This is a genomic window from Arthrobacter sp. 05N425, assembly GCF_056397125.1.
This window is the reverse complement of record NZ_JBFTMU010000001.1, coordinates 117,280-134,298: the sequence shown is the minus strand read 5'-3', so window position 1 is coordinate 134,298 and position 17,019 is coordinate 117,280. Positions and strand designations below refer to the sequence as shown.

Below are 17,019 nucleotides of genomic sequence, written 5' to 3'. Positions count from 1 at the left end.
AAGCCCTGATTCAGCTTTGGGCTGTACCCGCCGGTCAGGGGGCGTCGTACGACGGCGGCAGCCAGCCGGTGCGCCGGGCCCACTCTTCCATCCGCGGGGCGGCGTAGGCGGTGAACCACTCCTCCTTGTCCGCGGCGTAGGCCGCGGTGGACTTGTCCACGCCGTGCCGCCGGGCCGCGCGGCGCTTCTCCGCAAGGTAGTCGGCGCGCGCCCCGGCGTCGTCGCGCAGCCAATCGCGGAAGCATAGAGCGTACCGCCAGCCGGGCGATCCCGCGGCCCGGATGTGCAGGTTCACGGGCCGGCCGGGGTCCGCGCTGCCGTGCACGCGCTTGTCCCAGTCGGCCGGGTCGGGGTGGGCGGGCTTGGGGTTGTCCGGGCCGATGCCCGGCCAGCGCGGGTAGCCCGCCGCGGCCAGCAGCGGCTCCAGTCGGTCCGCCGTCGCCAGGTCCCGGACGGTGAGCTGCAGGTCCAGCACGTCCTTGGCCTCGAGGCCCGGGACCGCGGTGGAACCGATGTGGTCCACGGCGAAGATGTCCTGTGGGGCAACGGCGCGCAGACGGGCGGCGATCCGGGAGGCCTGGGCCGGCCAGTCCGGATTGGCGGGGCTGAGCACCGGGCCGCCGGAGCGCGGGGCCATCCGGTGCTTGGTCAGGTTCTCCGCGAACGGGAGCAGCCGGCGCTCCCAGAGCCGGTCCACCGCGTCCCGGAGTTCCTCCTTGGAGCCTGAGTTGTCCAGGACGACGTCGGCAGCCGCCAACCGGGCCTCCCGCGTGGCCTGGGCGGCCATTCGGGAGCGGGCCTCTTCGACCGTCATCTTCCGGTGTTCAACCATGCGCCGCACCCGGACGTCCTCCGGGGCGTCCACGACCACCACGAGACGGAAGTTGGCGCCCTGGCCGGTCTCGACCAGGAGCGGGATGTCCTGGACCACGACTGCGCCTTTCGGGGCGCCGGCGGCGAGGGCGGCGGCGCGCTCCCTGACGAGGGGGTGGATGATGCCGTTGAGCACTGCCAGGCGTTCGGGGTTGCCGAAGACGAGGGCGCCCAGGCGGGCACGGTCGAGGGCGCCGTCGGGGGCCAGGATGGAGGAACTGAAGGCTTCCACCACCCGCGCCAGCCCGGGCGTCCCCGGCTCGACCACCTCGCGGGCCAGCGCGTCGGCGTCGACCAGCACGGCACCCAGCTCGCGCAGCCGCGACGCGACCACTGACTTCCCTGAGGCGATGCCGCCCGTCAAACCGATCTTCAGCACTCCACCAGACTAAACTGAAGCAGTGCCAGTCGACGCGGTTTCTCCGGAAAGCAGAGCCACCGTTTACACCACACCGGCGGCCGGCGGCGGCTTCCGCCACGAGCTGGAGATCAAACGGTCCCGCTTCATCACCGTGCTCCAGCGCACCGCCGACGAGGAAAGCGCCCGCGCCCTGGTCACTGGCCTGCGCCGGGAATTCCACGACGCCCGGCACCACTGCTCGGCCTTCATCCTCGGCCCGGACCGCGCGGTGCAGCGCTCCAACGACGACGGCGAACCCTCCGGCACGGCCGGCATCCCGATGCTGGAGGCACTGCTGAAACGCGAAACCGGGCCCGGCATGACGGACCTCAGCGACGTGACCGCCGTCGTCGTCCGCTATTTCGGCGGGATCCTGCTCGGCGCGGGCGGACTGGTCCGGGCCTACTCCGAATCGGTGTCCGCCGCACTGGAGCTCGCGCCGCTGGTGCGGCGCCAGCGGCTGCGGATCTGTGCCGTGCCGGTGCCACACGCCTCCGCCGGCCGGCTCGAGAATGAGTTGCGCGCGGCCGGGTATGTGATGGCCGGCACCAGCTATGATGCGCAGACGACGGTTCTTCGGCTGGCCCTGCCGGACGAACCCGTTGCGCTGGCGCAGGCCGCTGATCGCCTCGCGGCCCTCTCGGCCGGAAGCGCCGTGCTGCTGCCCGGAGAAACGGAGTGGATCGATGTTGCCATCAACTGAACCGGTGCCCGTGGTGGCGCTCGTGGACGTGACGGACCCGGTGCTGGAGCGGCTATTGGCGGTGGCGCTGCACGACGCCGACGCCGACGAGGTCACCCCGCCGCTGGGGACCGCCGAGGGTTGGAACACCGAACGGATCAGCTGGTTCCGCGACTACCACCACGCCGCCGCGGCAGGGCTCGACGGCCCGGCGCGGCAGAAAACCTGGGCAATCACGGCCGACGGCGAGCTGGCCGGTTCCATCCGGCTGCTGCGGGTTCCGGCTGCCCGGCCCGGGACGTTCCCGCAGGACGGCGGCGCACTGGAGACCGGGATCTGGCTAGGCCGGAGCTTCCGCGGGCGCGGCATCGGCCGGGAGGCATTGCGCCTGGTCAAGGCCGAGGCCGCGGCGGCCGGGGCGGACCTGCTGGAGGCGGAAACGACCCCCGGGAATGTCGCGGCCCAGGCCTTGCTGCGCTCCGCGGGTGCCGAGCTCGCAGCCGACGGCCGGCGGGTCAGCGCGCGTTTCAAGCTGGGGTAGCCGCGGGTGTGGACATGCCCAGCGCCCGGCCCCAAGAATGGACATGCTCCCCCAGAAACCTTGCTCCGCCACGCGGAGGGGACGTGCCCGGGTTCTGCCCCCGCCGAGGGACATGCCCAGCGCCCACACCGGGCAATGGGCATAATGCCGCTGTGCCCACCGCCCGTGCCCAGGAACGGACATGCCCTCCCCCGGGACGCCGGAACAGTGGTTGGATGAGGGAAAGGCCATGTTCCGGCGCGAAAGACCGTTCCGGTTCCGGCGCAGCTACCGGGCTGTGGCAACAGCGAATTAGGAGCATCTACGTGAACGACCCCTTCGACCTCTCACGCTTCGTGGAAGCCCAAGACTCTGCGGGAACCTATGAGGGTGCGCTGTCGGAACTCCGGGCCGGATCCAAGCACGGCCACTGGATGTGGTTCATCTTTCCGCAATTAGCCGGGCTGGGACAAAGCCCGACCGCACGCAAATATGCCGTCTCATCCTTGGACGAAGCACGTGCTTTCCTGGACCACCCGGTCCTGGGTGGCCGCCTGCTGGATTGCGCGCGGGCAATCCTCGCCGTCGACGGCCGAAGCGCGCAGCAGATTTTGGGAGGCATCGACGCCCGGAAACTGCACTCGTCGTCGACCCTGTTCCTCCGGGCCGCGCCCGACGAAGCAGTGTTCCAGCAGATCCTGGACAAGTACTTCGGCGGAGTCCCCGACGAGCCCACGGACCGGATCCTCAGCTCCGCGCCCTGAACAGTCGCGGCCACCCCGACTCCCCGCGTGGCCCGCAAGGTTCAAGGAACATGCCCGGCGCCCGCCCGGGCCACTGGACATATTCGTACTATGTCCACTCCCCGGGCCGAGGACTGGGCATGCCCCCCGCGGCATCCCGTGCCCCCCTCAGTGCAAGGAACATGCCCGGCGCCCGCCCGGGCCACTGGACATATTCGTACTATGTCCATTCCCCGGGCCGAGGACTGGGCATGTCCCCAAGCCCGCGCGGCCCCGCGGGAACCCGCCGCTTAACCCAAAGCGGGCCCCTGCACGTGGCAGGAACCCGCTTTGCTTGGCCCGGGGCAACCCGGGCCGGTGGCAATTAGTTGCCGGTCAGCTTCTCGCGCAGAGCGGCGAGGGCTTCGTCCGATGCAAGCGTGCCTGCACCGGTCTCGGCTGCGGCCGGCTCGGAGGAGTAGCTGGTGGTGCCGGAGTCGCTCTCGCCGGACGTTGCAGCGGCAGCGTCGTCGGCAGCGTGCTGGGCAACCTGCTTCTTGTGGGCTTCCCAGCGGGTCTGGGCGTCAGCGTACTGCTGCTCCCAGGCGGCGCGCTGCGTCTCGTAGCCTTCAAGCCACTCGTTGGACTCCGGATCGAAGCCCTCCGGGTACTTGTAGTTGCCCTCTTCGTCGTACTCAGCGGCCATGCCGTAGAGAGCCGGATCGAATTCGGTGGACTCGGCGTCGACGCCCTCGTTGGCCTGCTTGAGGGACAGCGAGATGCGGCGGCGTTCGAGGTCGATGTCGATGACCTTGACGAAGAGCTCGTCGCCAACGGAGACAACCTGCTCGGCCAGCTCAACGTGGCGCACGGCGAGCTCGGAGATGTGGACCAGGCCTTCGATGCCGTCTTCAACGCGAACGAACGCGCCGAACGGAACCAGCTTGGTGACCTTACCCGGAACAACCTGGCCGAGGGCGTGGGTGCGGGCGAAGGTCTGCCACGGATCTTCCTGCGTAGCCTTGAGCGACAGGGAGACGCGCTCGCGGTCCAGGTCGACCTCGAGAACCTCGACGGTGACTTCCTGGCCAACTTCGACAACCTCGGACGGGTGGTCGATGTGCTTCCAGGACAGCTCGGAAACGTGAACCAGGCCGTCTACGCCGCCCAGGTCCACGAAGGCACCGAAGTTGACGATGGAGGAAACGACGCCGGGACGAACCTGGCCCTTTTCCAGCTTGTTGAGGAACGTGGAGCGGACCTCGGACTGGGTCTGCTCGAGCCAGGCACGGCGGGACAGCACAACGTTGTTGCGGTTCTTGTCCAGCTCGATGATCTTGGCTTCGATCTGCTGACCGATGTACGGAGCAAGGTCGCGCACACGGCGCATCTCGACCAGGGATGCGGGCAGGAAGCCGCGCAGGCCGATGTCGAGGATAAGACCACCCTTGACAACCTCGATGACGGTACCGGTGACGACGCCGTCTTCTTCCTTGACCTTCTCGATGTCGCCCCAGGCACGCTCGTACTGAGCGCGCTTCTTGGAGAGGATCAGACGGCCTTCTTTGTCTTCCTTGGTGAGCACCAGGGCTTCGACCTGATCGCCAACGGAGACGACGTCTCCGGGGTCAACGTCGTGCTTGATGGAAAGCTCGCGGGAGGGAATGACACCTTCGGTCTTGTAACCGATGTCGAGCAGGACTTCGTCGCGGTCGACCTTGACGACGGTACCTTCGACGAGGTCTCCGTCGTTGAAGTACTTGATGGTGGCGTCGACTGCTGCGAGGAAGTCCTCGGCGGTACCGATGTCGTTAATCGCGACTACGGGGGTACCGGACTTCTCGGTTGAGGTGATGGTCATGTAGTAGGGGCTCCGTTGTGGATAGTTAGTCGGTCAGGCAAACCGTCCCACCCTCGTCGGCGACGCGGGTGAAGAACACGGCAAATCAAAGGCGATCCGCCGGGTCATCCTGATTTTGTGGATTAGATTGCGCACACGTAGTACACGCCCGTTTAGTCTAGTCGTATACGTCAACGCCGGTCAAAGCGCAACGGAGCCCGCCGGCGCCCTCCTAGAAATGCGTGAGGCAGTGCGGTGCGCGTTCGACGGCGAACATCAGCCGCGCAGTCAGCGCGGCCCCCGGGGTGTGTTCGGTAAGCCGGCCGGCCGCCTGCAGGGTCACCGGGCAGACGGCGCCCAGGTAGATGGAGCCGAGGTCCGCGACACCCAGCGTCAGCTCCGGTTCGGCGTCGGGGGCCGGCGTAACCGTCGCCTCTCCCCCGTCGACCTGCAGGGCGAACGTCCCGGCCGCGAAGCCGAGGCTGTCGGTGACGCGCAGCACGAGGGCTCCGTCGGCGGAATAGCGCCGGGCGGCCAGCGCCTTCTCCACGTCCAGTATCCGCAGCCAGAGCATGTCCCGGGCGTCCGAGGCATCAACACAGCGCGGGTCCGTGAGCGCCCACGGCAGCGGATCGTCAACGGGCGCCTCGTCCCAGGTCACGCGTTCGACGAGGTCGATGGCGCCGAGGTATTGCCACAGCTCCAGGTAGGCGGTGCGGGTGGCGGCCACCAGATCGACGACGTCCATCGTGTACGGGGTGCTGGACCAGCCGCCGAACTTGTAGGACACGTAGCCGTCCACGGCGCCGTCGGCGTCGTAGTGCAGCGCGACCTTGACTTTCGGGTCCTCACCGTCTTCCCGGCTGATGGAACCGGAAGCGAATTGCCGGTAAAACTCGTGCCGGTCCACCGAACCCGGCGTCTGGCGGTGCAAGCGTTCGAAGATCACCGGCGCCAACTCAAGGAGCACCTTGGGATCAGCCACCTCAACGCTCCCAACGGGCGTGTGGTTCAGGACGAAGCGGGCACTCGTGTCGACCTTGATCGACTGTTCCGAGGTCGCAACGCCGAAGCCGAACCGGCCGTAAATGGACGCTTCGGAGGCCGTCAGTGCCGCCATCGCCAGCCCCTCCTGCCGTGCCAGCCCCAGCTCCTCCGCCATCATGCGGCGCAACAGGCCGCGGCGGCGGTGCGAGGTCCGCACGGTGACGGCAGTCACGAGCCGCGTGTCCAGGAGCCGGCCGTAGCCAATGTTCAGCGTCTTGGTCATCGTGCCGAACGTTGCCACCGGTACATCGGTGCCGAGGGCATGCTCGGCCACCGGACCGGTCTGGTAGGCACCGGTCAATACCCGCCCGTCCGCGCGCTGCATCTCAAGGCCTCTGTCGACCCGTTCGTCGCTTCGGCGGGCGTCGTTGAAGCCGAAGGCTACGGCCCGCATCCAGGCGACCGACTCCGGGTATGCCGCGTCGTCCTTGGCCGCCGGTTGGAAACGCCTGATGTCATACTGCTCTGCCACGTGCTTCTCCCCCTGGAAATTCCTGCAACTTTGAAAGAACTGAACGCCCGGCTCCGGGGCCGGGCCTAGTGCCCTGCCTCGAACCAGCTGGAGCCGATGCCGATCTGGACTTCCAGCGGAACCGAGAGCTGCGCCGCGGCCCCCATCTGTTCCGTCACGAGCTTCTCGACGGCCTCGCGTTCGCCCTCGGCGACTTCGAGGACCAGTTCATCATGGACCTGCAGCAGCATCCGTGATTTCAGCCCCTGCTCGGCCAGCGCGCCGGACACGCCCAGCATCGCCCGCTTGATGATGTCGGCCGCGGAGCCCTGGATCGGCGAGTTGAGCGCGATCCGTTCGGCGTTTTCGCGCAGCTGCCGGTCGGTGCTGGTCAGGTCCGGGAGGTACCGGCGGCGGCCCTCGATGGTGGCGGTGTACCCGTCGATCCTGGCCTGGTCGACGACGCCGCGCAGGTAGTCGCGGACGGCGCCGAACCGGTCGAAGTAGTCCTTCATCAACGTCCGGGCCTCGTCAACGGAAATCTCCAGCTGCTTGGACAGGCCGAACGAGGTCAGGCCGTAGGCCAGCCCATAGGACATCGCCTTGACCTTGGAACGCATCGCACTGGTTACCTGGTCAGTGGGCACATGGAAGATGTTGGACCCCACGAACCGGTGCAGGTCCTCGCCGTCCTTGTACGCCTGGATCAGTCCGGCGTCGCCCGAGAGGTGGGCCATGATGCGCATTTCGATCTGCGAATAGTCCGCGGAGAGCAGGCACTCGTAGCCGTCGCTGACCACAAAGATGCCGCGCACACGGCGACCTTCCTCGCTGCGGATCGGGATGTTCTGCAGGTTCGGATTGTTGGACGAGATCCGTCCCGTGGCTGCGACGTTCTGCGCGTAGGTGGTGTGGATCCGGCCGTCTTCCGCGACGGACTTCTTCAGCGACTCCAGCATCTGGCGCAGCTTCGAGGATTCGCGGTGCGCCATCAGCTGGACCAGGAATTCGTGCCCGGTCTTTTCCAGCAGGTTCTTGAGCGAGGCGGCGTCGGTGGTGTAGCCGGACTTGATCTTCTTGGTTTTGGGCAGGCCCAACTCGTCGAACAGGACGGTCTGGAGCTGCTTGGGCGAGCCGAGGTTCACCTCATGGCCGATGGCCGCGAAGGCCTGCTCCTGCGCGTTGTCGATCACCTTGGCGAGGTCCGCCAGCTGCTCATCCATGCGCGGCATGTCGATGGCGATTCCTGCCAGTTCCATGTCGGCGAGGACCCGGCTGACGGGCAGTTCAAGGGTGGTCAGCAGGTCCTGCGCTTTGCGCTCTTTGAGCTCTGATTCGAAGTAGCGGCTCAGGGCCTGGACGACGGCGGCGACGTGCACCAGCGCACCGGCGGCGGCAGCGTCGTCGCCGTCGAACGCCAGCTCAAGCTGGCCTTCCTTCGCGGCTTCCTGCGAAACCGCAACGTTGAGGTGGTGCTGCGCCAGCTCGGCTAGCTCGTAGCTGCGGCGGTCGGGCTGGATGAGGTAGCCGGAGATGGACGTGTCATCCACCACGCCCTCAAGTTCCAGGCCGCGGGCAGTCAGGGCCTTCAGTGCGGCCTTGAACCCGTGCATCACCTTGGCTGCCTGGGGGTCACGCAGCCAGGCGGCCAGGACGTTTTCGGCGTCGGCGTCCTGCCGGGCCAGGTCGATGTACACGGCGGCGTCGTCACGCACGATCGCCAGCGCGGCGGCGTCCTCGCCGATCCGGCCCGGCACGAGGTCGACCGCCATGGCGGACCGCTTCCCGGCGCCGCCCGCGAGGAAGGCGCCCAGCTCGGCGGCGTCCGAGGGGACCGTGAAGTCCGGGGTTGCGATGCTTTCCCGCTCGGCTTCCGTCACTTCACTGCCGTACAGGGCAAAGAGCCGCGTCCGGATGGTCTTGAATTCGAGGGCGTCGAACAGCTCCTCAAGGGCGGCCTGGTCCGGCCGCGGGTCGGCGAGCTCGTCCAGGGTGACGGGCAGCTCCAGATCGGTGCGGAGCCGGTTGAGCCGCCGGTTCCGTTTGACCTCCTCGACGTTTTCGCGGAGGGCGTCCCCCACCTTTCCGCCGATCGCGTCAAGGTTCTCCAGGACGCCCTCAAGGCCGCCGTAGAGGTTGATCCATTTGGCCGCCGTTTTGGGCCCGACGCCGGGAACGCCGGGGAGGTTGTCCGCGCTCTCGCCCACCAGGGCGGCGAGGTCCGAGTACTGGGCCGGGCTGACGAAGTACTTCTCCTGGATGGCGTCCGCGTCCATCCGGGGAATGTCGCTGACACCCTTCTTGGGGTAGAGCACGAACACGTTGTCCGTAATGAGCTGGAAGGCATCCCGGTCGCCCGAGACCAGCAGCACCTCGTAGCCCGCCTTCTCCCCCATCGCGGCGAGCGTGGCCAGGATGTCGTCTGCCTCCCAGCCGGGCATCTTGATGGTCTTGATGCCCCACGCGCCCATGACCTTATCGATCAGGTCGATCTGGCCGCTCATTTCCCGCGGGGTCTCATTGCGTCCGCCCTTGTAGCCGTCGTACTCGGCCTTGCGGTGGGTGGTGTCATCGGAGACGTCGAAAGCCACGGCCACGTGGGTAGGCTTTTGCGCCTTGATCAGGTTGATCAGCATCGACGTAAAGCCATGCACGGCGTTGGTGTGCTGCCCGGTCGAGGTGGAGAACTTGTCCGCGGGCAGGGCGAAGAATGCCCGGAACGCCATGGAGTGTCCGTCCAGTACCAGGAGGCGGGGCTGGTCCGTGATGGGAATGACCGGCGCTTCGGTGGCGGAAACCTCGGGCCTGCTGCGCCGGGGCTTCTTCGCCGCCTCAGCCACGAGCAGGGAACCGCCGGACGCCGCAACGGCATCCGCCAGCGCGTCGGTGGCGGCGGATGTTGTGCTGCCTGCGGCAGCCGTTGCAGTGCCTGCGGCAGAAGGGGAAGGGGCCGGTTTGGTAGTTTCGCTCACAGGTGCCAGCCTAGTTGCCATGATCGACAATTTCACGCCCGCCCCGTTCGCCGCCGAACTGGAAGCCGCCGGCGTTCCCGCGGAACTGCACGACTGGCTGGGCCGGATGGGGGTGGGCGCCCTCGTGGTGAAGATGGGAATCCACTTCCTCGAGTTAAGCCCTGAACGCACCGTCGCCACCATGCCCGTGGAGGGCAACACCCAGGTGGCTGGAATCCTGCACGGCGGCGCGCACGTGGTGCTGGCCGAAACGCTGGGGTCCTTCGCCGCAGGCATGCACGCCGGTCCGGGGCGCCAGGCCCTGGGGATCGACGTCGGCGCGACGCACCACCGCGCGATCTCCTCCGGCACCGTGACCGGGACCTGCACCGCCATCCACCTGGGCCGCACGCTCACGACGCATGAAATCGTGATGACCGACGAGCAGGGCCGCCGGCTGTCCACTGCGCGGATCACCAACCTGCTGCGGGATGTGACCGAGTAGCGTTCCCGCGGTAAGCCGGGTTTCAGTCCCGCGTCAGGAGCCGCCCGGGAGGCGGTAGCGGAGCTCGACGATGCCGCGGCCCATGGTCTGCGACGAGAGCAGATCCAGCGGCGCCGTGGGGCGGGCCAGCGGAAGCAGCGGCTTCCCGCCGCCCAGGACGAGCGGGATGATCGAGATGATCAGTTCCGCCAGCAGTCCGGCGTCGGCGAATTGCGCGGCGAGGACACCCCCGCCCACCACCCAGACGTTCTTGCCCGCGGCGGCGTCCATCAGGTCCTCGGCGAATTCGGCCACGGGTCCGCGGACAAAGGTGATGTCCGTGCCTTTCGGGGCCGCCAGTTCGTGGTGCGTGAAGATCCAGCACGGGGTTCCCGGGTAGGGCCAGTTGCCGGGCTCGTGCTCGGTAAGCCAGGCGTAGGTTTCCCCGCCCATCACGATGCAGCCGACGTCAGCCATGAAGGTCTCGTAGCTCTCCTTGCCGCCGGCGAAGCCGTCGAACTGGAGCAGCCAGTCGAGGTCGTCGTCCGCGGTGGCGATGAAGCCGTCCAGGGAGGCCGCTACGAAGTACTGGAAGCCGGGCATGTGCATAGCGTAGCCACCGCCGGGGCCTTTTCCCAGAGCACGAGCTCCCGGGCGCACCGCTTCCGGAGCGGGGTGCCCGGCCGGCGCCGCCGCCGTCGGCTACTTGCTGAAGTACGGAATGATCAGGTACAGCCCGAAGAGCACCGCGATGCCGCAGAGGCCGAAGCAGACGTAGGAAAGCGGCCGGATCCAGCCCGGCTGGCTGGTCCGGACGTCCCCGGCGATGGCGGTGAGACGCACGCCCAGGGCGTAGAGGACGACGACGGTCACTGCGGAAACGAGGGTGGCCCCCGCTACCAGGACGAGTTCAAGCCACTTCATTACCGGCCACCCTTGGAGTTGTTGTTGCGGCTGACCGCAGCCGCCTTCTTCTTGGCGAACCGGATGGCCTGGCCGGCCTCTTCGACCTCGACGGCGTTGTGGTGGCCGACGTGGGACTTCCGGGACGCAACGAACATGTAGACCACGGCTGCCGTGCCGGCGACTGCGGCGATGACGAATCCGACCGTGCCGGTGTGCACCAGCATGGCGGTGAGGGCACCGACGATCCCGGCGGCCGGGAGGGTGAAGAGCCAGCCGACGACGATCTTCCCCGCGGTCCCCCAGCGCACGGTGGTGCCGCGGCGGCCCATCCCAGAGCCGATCACCGAGCCCGAGGCCACGTGCGTGGTGGAGAGGGCGAAGCCGAGGTGGGAGGAGGCGAGGATGGCGGCCGCGGTGCTGGTCTCCGCGGCGAAGCCCTGGGCGGGTTTGACGTCGGTGAGGCCCGAACCCATGGTCCGGATGATCCGCCAGCCGCCGGAGTACGTGCCGATCGCGATGGCCAGGGCGCAGGCCGCAATGACCCAAAGCTGCGGTCCCGAGCCGGGAGCCTGGCTTCCGGCCGAGATGAGCACCAGGGTGATGATGCCCATGGTCTTCTGCGCGTCATTGGTGCCGTGCGCGAGGGCCACCAGGCTGGAGGTGAAGATCTGTCCGGTGCGGAACCCGCCGCGCTTCTGCGTCAGCTTGCTGCCGGTCTCGGGGTCATGGCGGGCCGTCAGCGCGTWTGCCAGCCGGGTGCACACGTAGGCCACGGCGGCGGCGATGACGGGGGCGAAAACTGCGGGCAGGAGGACCTTCTGGAGCACCGAGGTGAAGTTCACCGAGTGCAGGCCGATGCCGGCGATGGCCGCACCGATCAGGCCACCGAAGAGGGCGTGCGAGGAGCTGGAGGGCAGACCCTTCAGCCAGGTGATCATGTTCCACAGAATGGCGCCCATCAGGCCGGCGAAGATGATGTCCGGGGTGATCTGGACGCCGTCGGAACCTTCCCGGATGATGCCGCCGGACACCGTCTTGGCCACCTCGGTGGAAAGAAACGCCCCCACCAGGTTCAGCACTGCCGCGAGGGCGACGGCGGTCTTGGGCTTGATGGCACCGGTCGCGATGGGTGTCGCCATCGCGTTCGCGGTGTCGTGAAATCCATTCGTGAAGTCAAAGAAAAGCGCCAGCGCAATAACCAGCGCCACCATTACGGTGATTTCCACCTGTTGCCCAATCTGCAGAGTCGACGGTCAGCAGTTTCATTCCCCGTGGCGGCCTTGCTTCTCACTGTTCACCCGCTGTCAAGCGGCGTGCACCCGCGCAGTTCACCAAAGCTGTCCTGAAACCCTATAGATCGTACGTGCCAATGGGTGCAGGGCAAAACAACGTGCCCGGCCGCGGAGCCGGCGGCGGTCAGCCCTGCGGTGTCCCCAGCGCCGGACCTGCGTCGAGCATGCCGGCAATCTTCTCCTCCAGGGAGGCCACCGTTGCCTCCGGCAGCACGATCAGGCCGTCCAGCTCCCGCCGTGCCCGCTTGTACGCCGTCTGCCGCTCGGCCGGGGTGGCGGCGCCGTCGGAAGCGATCCGCAGCAGTTTCCGGGCCGTGGCGAGCCGCTCGCGTTCCGGTCCGGTGAAGTTGCTGTCCTTGAGCCGGCGGGCTTCGCGCTCGGCGACGTCGAAGGCCAGTTCATAGCCGCGCACGGCGGCGCGGTATTCCGTCAGCCGGGCCGACGTCGTGAGCTGTCCGGGGTCCGCCGGGCGCAGGCCGTCGGCTTCGCGTTTGGCGCGCAGGAAGGCCACGGTGAGGGGCTCCCGCACATCGGTCATCACGGGGAAGTCAATCAGTTTGCCGACGTCCAGTTCGTAGTCCAGCCAGCGCCGGTTGACGGCGTCGTGGGCGTCGATGAGGGCCTGTACCTCGTCGCGGCCGGCCTGTTCCACCTCGGCCTGGTGGTTCTTCAGCCGGTACAGCTCCACCTTCCGGCGGTGCCGGCGTTCGGCGGCCTTGCCCCAGGAACGGGCCCAGTTGGCGAGCAGCGCGCTCAAGGGGAACACCAGCCACCAGTTGTGGCCGATAAAATTGAACAGGGAATCCACGGCAACATCCTCCCACCGGACCCGGGCAGCGGAAAGCCCCCTCCGCGAAGGGGGCCTTCGTGGCAAAACCCGCCAGCTACCGGGTCAGTCTTCGTGCTTGACCTTGTGCAGCCGGGTCACCACCGTGGGGCACGGTACGTTCAGCAACACGGCATGGGCCGTGGACCCGAGCACCAGCCTGGAGAAGCCGCCGCGGCCGCGGCTGCCGACCACCAGCAGCCGCGCCTCCCGGGCAAGGTCAACAAGGGCCTTCGCCGGCTCCGTGTCCGTTTCGAGGCGCTGGTGGACTACCAGGTCCGGGTACTTGTCCCCGAGGCCGGCCACCGATTCGGCCAGCACAATCCGGTCCTCCTCAACGATCGTCTCCGCGAGCCCGCTTTCGGGCAGCTGGTGTTCCACCCAGCGGGCCGGGCTGCGGAAAGCCAGGACCACGGTCAGTTCGTCGCCGCCGCGGTCGGCTTCGGCGGCCGCGAAAGCCACGGCCTGGAGCGACTCCTCCGATCCGTCCACGCCGACCACCACGCCGTGGTTGCCCGTGCCGCGCTGGACCGGGACGACCGTGACCGGGCTGTCCGAGGCGCTCACGATCTGGAGGGCGCGGTCCGTCATTGGGCCGCCGTCCATCCAATGTTTGTCGTGGCCGCCGACGACGACCATGGACGCATCCTTGGACGCTTCCCGGAGCGCCGAACCCGGGCTTCCGTGCCGCAACTGGACGTCTACGTCCACGTCGGGGGCCTGGTTCTTCGCGTTGGCCTTGGCCTTCTCCAGCAGTTCCATCCCGGATTCGCGGATCAGCTCGTGGTACTGGAAGTCCGGCGACATCCAGCGGTCGTCCACGGCGTGGACGCATATGACCGGAAGTTTCTGCCGGGCAGCGCGGTCGAGTGCCCACGCCAGCGCGGCTTCGCTGCCCGCCGAACCGTTGATGCCGACGACGATTGGTTTACTCATGCTGAATCCTGCTCTTTTCCATAGCGTGAAGGTGTACGTGACCTCGACGGGATCCCGGCAGCGCACCGTTCTGTGACCACTGCTAAGACCGCGGCGGAGACCGTTGCTGGCGGCCGCTGCACTCCGGCATGACTCTCCGGCAGCTCCGAGGCTCTGCCGACACTTCAGTGTGCCCCGGCCCCCGGTGGCGGGTTAGGGCCTTAAGCCCCGCACAACCGGCTCAGAAGCCGGTCGGTTCGGTCTCGAATTCGGGCTCCCGGGGCGGGCCCTCATGGTGCACCGGGCGGAGCGCGGCCGTGTCCTCGAGCCAGATCAGGGCGTCGTAACGCTCCCCCATCCGGGTCGGGACGTAGTTCCCCTGCTCCCGCTCCGGGTGGTAGACCACCCCGATCGCCCGGTGGCCGAGCCAGGTCGAGAGCCACGGCCCGGTCCGGTCGTCGCCGAACTCCAGCACCGCCGGGACGCCCAGGGCTTCGTGCAGGAAATCCTCGTGGCTGCCGGGCCGCGCCGCGGGCACGGGCAGGATCCGCTCCGGTGTCCCCCAGGAGTCGGCGGCGATGACCGCGCCGCGGTGTGCGGCGAAGCCGACCAGCATGACGCCGTCGAGCGCGTGCCGCTCCCGCAGCAGCTGGCCGACGTTGACCAGGCCGTCCCGCGCCATGTCGGTGGCACGCGCGTCCCCTACGTGGGTGTTGTGCTCCCAGATGATGCCCTTGGATGCCGCGCCCAGGTGGCGGCTCAGCCGGTCGATCGTGTCCGCCATGTGATGGTCCCGGACGTTCCAGGACTGCCTGTCGCCGCGGACCATGATCCGGTAGTAGTGCTCGGCGTTGGCCGCGACCTCGGCGTTCTGGACGGCGTCGAACGCTTCCTCGTCGTGGTCGCCCGGGGTGAACACACGGCTCCGCACTTCGCTGAGCAGGGCCACGACGTCGGCCTCGCAGGAGTTCGGGACCAGCCGCGTGCTCCAGGCGTACTGGTGCGGGTCCTCGTGGTGCGGCAGGAAGCACTGCCAGGCGCGCATCGCGGCGGGCACGGCGTCGGGCACGTGTTCCTGGAGCCAGGCGATGATCTCGCGCAGCGAGTCCCAGAGCGAATAGACGTCCAGGCCGTAGAAGCCGACCCGTTCCGGCAGCGGCCGGCGGGAGTTCCAAGTGCGCAGCCAGTCCAGGAAGCCGGCCACTTCCTCGTTCGCCCACATCCAGGTGGGCCAGCGCTGGAACCCGGCGAGGAGCGCATGGACGCCCTGGTCCTGCCCGGTTTGGCCCCGGACCCACTGGTTGAGCCGCCAGCAGTCGGGCCAGTCCCCCTCCACGCCGATCCAGGTGTAGCCCTGTTCCTCGATCAGCCGGCGGCTGAGCGTGGCCCGCCAGGTGTAGAACTCGTGGGTGCCGTGCGAGGCCTCCCCGATCGCCGTGAAGCGGCAGTCCGCGGCGCGCCGGACCAGTCCGTCCAGATCGCGTTCGGTGCGGAGCGGCCGCGCGAGGGAATGGATCTCGCCCAGGACGGATGCCTTGGTGACGTTGCCCGGGTTCACCGCGGGTCCCCGATGTCGATCCGCTCCAGGTGCTCCGGGACCCTGGCCCGCCAGCCCAGTTCACGCTTTATCCTCACCCGTAGCGCGTCCGAGGATTCCGGCTCGCCGTGCGTGATGTAGGTCATCCGCGGCGCCGCCGGTGCGGCCTGCATCCAGTTGATCAGGCCGTCCGTGTCCGCGTGCGCGGACAGGTTTTCCATCTGGATGACCTCGGCCCGGATCTTGACGTCTTCGCCGTAGATCCGGACCTCACGCTCACCCGCGGCGAGTGAAGCGCCGCGGGTGCCGCCGGCCTGGTAGCCGCTGAGGATGAGGGCGTTTTTGGGGTCGGGGCCGTAGGCGGCGAGGTGGTGCAGGATCCTGCCGCCGGTGAGCATGCCGCTGGCGGAAATGATGATCATTGGCCCGCCGCGCAGGTTCAGCAGCTTGGAGTCGTCCACGCTGCGGGTGAGCTTGGCGAGGCTGTACATGTGCTCGTATTCGTCCCGTTTGAGCCGGTGCTCCTCCGGATGACGCTGGTACATGTCCGAGGCGTCGATGGCCATCGGGCTGTTGAGGTACACCGGAATGTCCGGGATGGCGTTCTTGCGGCGGAGCCGGGAGAGGTAGAGCATGAGCGTCTCGGCCCGTCCGACGGCGAAGGCGGCGAACATCACCACCCCGCCGCGCTTGGCGACCCGTGTGATGATTTCCCCGAGCTGCTGTTCGGGATCCAGGGTGGAGTGCTTGCGGTTGCCGTAGGTGGACTCCGTGACAAGCACGTCCACGGCGCCCAGCGGCCGGGGCGGGAACATGAACGGATCGTCGGAGCGGCCAAGGTCGCCGGTGAAGTGCACCGACTGGGAGCCGAACCGGACGTGCACCTGCGCGGCCCCCAGGATGTGGCCGGCCGGAACGAAAGTCATTTCCATTCCGCCGCCAAGATCCAACGGGTCGTCGAAGTCGCGGATCTTGAAGCTGTTCAGCGACTTGACGGCGTCCGCGGCGGTGTAGAGCGGCAGCGCCGGGCTGTGCCGGGTGGATCCGCGGTGCGTGGCGTAGCGGGCCTCTTCTTCCTGCAGGTAGCCGCTGTCCGGCAGGATCAGCTTGCACAGCTCGGTGGTCCCGTCGGTGGCGTAGACCGGCCCGGCGAAGCCGTCCCGGACCAGCGCCGGGACGTAGCCGGTGTGGTCCAGGTGCGCATGGGTGAGGACGACGGCGTCGAGCGAGCGGGGCGGCACGGGGAAGGGCATACGGTTGCGCTCGCGGCTGCGTTTGTAGCCCTGGAACAGGCCGCAGTCGACCAGCACCCGGCGTCCGCCGGCTTCGAGCAAGTAGCGGGAGCCGGTCACGGTGTCCGTTGCGCCGAAGAACCGGAGGGTCGGCTGCTCGTGTTTCATGGTGCTTCCGTTCCCGAGTCCGTCAACCCCACCTTCCGCGCAATCCGGGCCCCCACCTAGGGCCAAAAGTCACGGGCGGCGGCCGGCAGCAGGCAGGGTACGGGCAGAGCGGCGGGGCCCGCACCGGTAGGCTTTTTCCGGCAGGCTCTCCGGGCAGGCCTTCGGGCGGGAAG

Annotated in this window: 15 protein-coding genes; 4 read left to right on the top strand and 11 right to left on the bottom strand. The window is 68.1% G+C overall.

Features of this window, described 5'->3' with window-relative positions:
• Positions 1–34: 34 nt before the first annotated feature.
• Positions 35–1,252: a dephospho-CoA kinase gene (gene coaE / locus AC1DGE_RS00675; protein WP_476916697.1), complete on the bottom strand. Its 1,218-nt coding sequence runs from the start codon at positions 1,250–1,252 to the stop codon at positions 35–37.
• Positions 1,253–1,274: 22 nt separating this feature from the next.
• On the opposite strand from coaE, the gene AC1DGE_RS00670 reads away from it, so the two are divergent.
• The 3 genes from AC1DGE_RS00670 to AC1DGE_RS00660 all read left to right on the top strand — a co-directional run bounded on the left by AC1DGE_RS00670 (position 1,275) and on the right by AC1DGE_RS00660 (position 3,239).
• Positions 1,275–1,976, top strand: a complete 702-nt coding sequence (locus AC1DGE_RS00670) for an IMPACT family protein (RefSeq protein ID WP_476892591.1) — start codon at positions 1,275–1,277, stop codon at positions 1,974–1,976.
• Complete coding sequence (locus AC1DGE_RS00665; RefSeq protein WP_441418672.1) at positions 1,960–2,496, top strand: GNAT family N-acetyltransferase; 537 nt, start codon at positions 1,960–1,962, stop codon at positions 2,494–2,496. The genes AC1DGE_RS00670 and AC1DGE_RS00665 overlap by 17 nt, the downstream gene beginning before the upstream one ends.
• 305 nt (positions 2,497–2,801) lie before the next feature.
• On the top strand, positions 2,802–3,239 hold the full coding sequence (locus AC1DGE_RS00660) for a DUF1810 domain-containing protein (RefSeq protein WP_476916696.1): 438 nt from the start codon (positions 2,802–2,804) through the stop codon (positions 3,237–3,239).
• A 343-nt stretch (positions 3,240–3,582) separates the two neighbouring features.
• Here AC1DGE_RS00660 and rpsA read toward each other — a convergent pair whose 3' ends face one another.
• From rpsA to polA, 3 genes are all read right to left on the bottom strand, one after another.
• A complete protein-coding gene (rpsA, locus tag AC1DGE_RS00655) occupies positions 3,583–5,058 on the bottom strand; it encodes a 30S ribosomal protein S1 (RefSeq protein ID WP_175323298.1) in 1,476 nt (491 codons plus the stop codon).
• Positions 5,059–5,269: 211 nt separating this feature from the next.
• Positions 5,270–6,556: a GNAT family N-acetyltransferase gene (locus AC1DGE_RS00650; protein WP_476916695.1), complete on the bottom strand. Its 1,287-nt coding sequence runs from the start codon at positions 6,554–6,556 to the stop codon at positions 5,270–5,272.
• Between the two features lie 65 nt (positions 6,557–6,621).
• Positions 6,622–9,528, bottom strand: coding sequence for a DNA polymerase I (gene polA, locus AC1DGE_RS00645; RefSeq protein WP_476916694.1), 2,907 nt, complete (start codon positions 9,526–9,528; stop codon positions 6,622–6,624).
• On the opposite strand from polA, the gene AC1DGE_RS00640 reads away from it, so the two are divergent.
• The gene (locus tag AC1DGE_RS00640; RefSeq protein WP_441418668.1) at positions 9,527–9,991 is read left to right on the top strand and encodes a hotdog fold thioesterase; all 465 of its coding nucleotides are present in this window, start codon (positions 9,527–9,529) and stop codon (positions 9,989–9,991) included. The genes polA and AC1DGE_RS00640 overlap by 2 nt on opposite strands.
• Before the next feature lie 33 nt (positions 9,992–10,024).
• Here AC1DGE_RS00640 and AC1DGE_RS00635 read toward each other — a convergent pair whose 3' ends face one another.
• The 7 genes from AC1DGE_RS00635 to AC1DGE_RS00605 all read right to left on the bottom strand — a co-directional run bounded on the left by AC1DGE_RS00635 (position 10,025) and on the right by AC1DGE_RS00605 (position 16,846).
• Complete coding sequence (locus AC1DGE_RS00635) at positions 10,025–10,573, bottom strand: dihydrofolate reductase family protein (protein ID WP_476916693.1); 549 nt, start codon at positions 10,571–10,573, stop codon at positions 10,025–10,027.
• A gap of 99 nt (positions 10,574–10,672) precedes the next feature.
• Positions 10,673–10,894, bottom strand: coding sequence for a hypothetical protein (locus AC1DGE_RS00630; protein WP_441418666.1), 222 nt, complete (start codon positions 10,892–10,894; stop codon positions 10,673–10,675).
• Positions 10,894–12,102: an inorganic phosphate transporter gene (locus AC1DGE_RS00625; RefSeq protein ID WP_476916692.1), complete on the bottom strand. Its 1,209-nt coding sequence runs from the start codon at positions 12,100–12,102 to the stop codon at positions 10,894–10,896. The genes AC1DGE_RS00630 and AC1DGE_RS00625 overlap by 1 nt, the downstream gene beginning before the upstream one ends.
• A 190-nt stretch (positions 12,103–12,292) precedes the next feature.
• A complete protein-coding gene (locus AC1DGE_RS00620; protein ID WP_476892596.1) occupies positions 12,293–12,976 on the bottom strand; it encodes a hypothetical protein in 684 nt (227 codons plus the stop codon).
• An 84-nt stretch (positions 12,977–13,060) separates the two neighbouring features.
• Positions 13,061–13,930 (bottom strand): universal stress protein, encoded by an 870-nt coding sequence (locus AC1DGE_RS00615; protein WP_441418663.1) that lies wholly within the window; start codon positions 13,928–13,930, stop codon positions 13,061–13,063.
• Positions 13,931–14,150: 220 nt separating this feature from the next.
• Positions 14,151–15,467 (bottom strand): erythromycin esterase family protein, encoded by a 1,317-nt coding sequence (locus AC1DGE_RS00610; protein WP_476892597.1) that lies wholly within the window; start codon positions 15,465–15,467, stop codon positions 14,151–14,153.
• Entirely contained in the window at positions 15,464–16,846 is a 1,383-nt protein-coding gene (locus AC1DGE_RS00605; protein WP_476892598.1) for an MBL fold metallo-hydrolase, read from the bottom strand. The genes AC1DGE_RS00610 and AC1DGE_RS00605 overlap by 4 nt, the downstream gene beginning before the upstream one ends.
• Between the last annotated feature and the right edge of the window lie 173 nt (positions 16,847–17,019).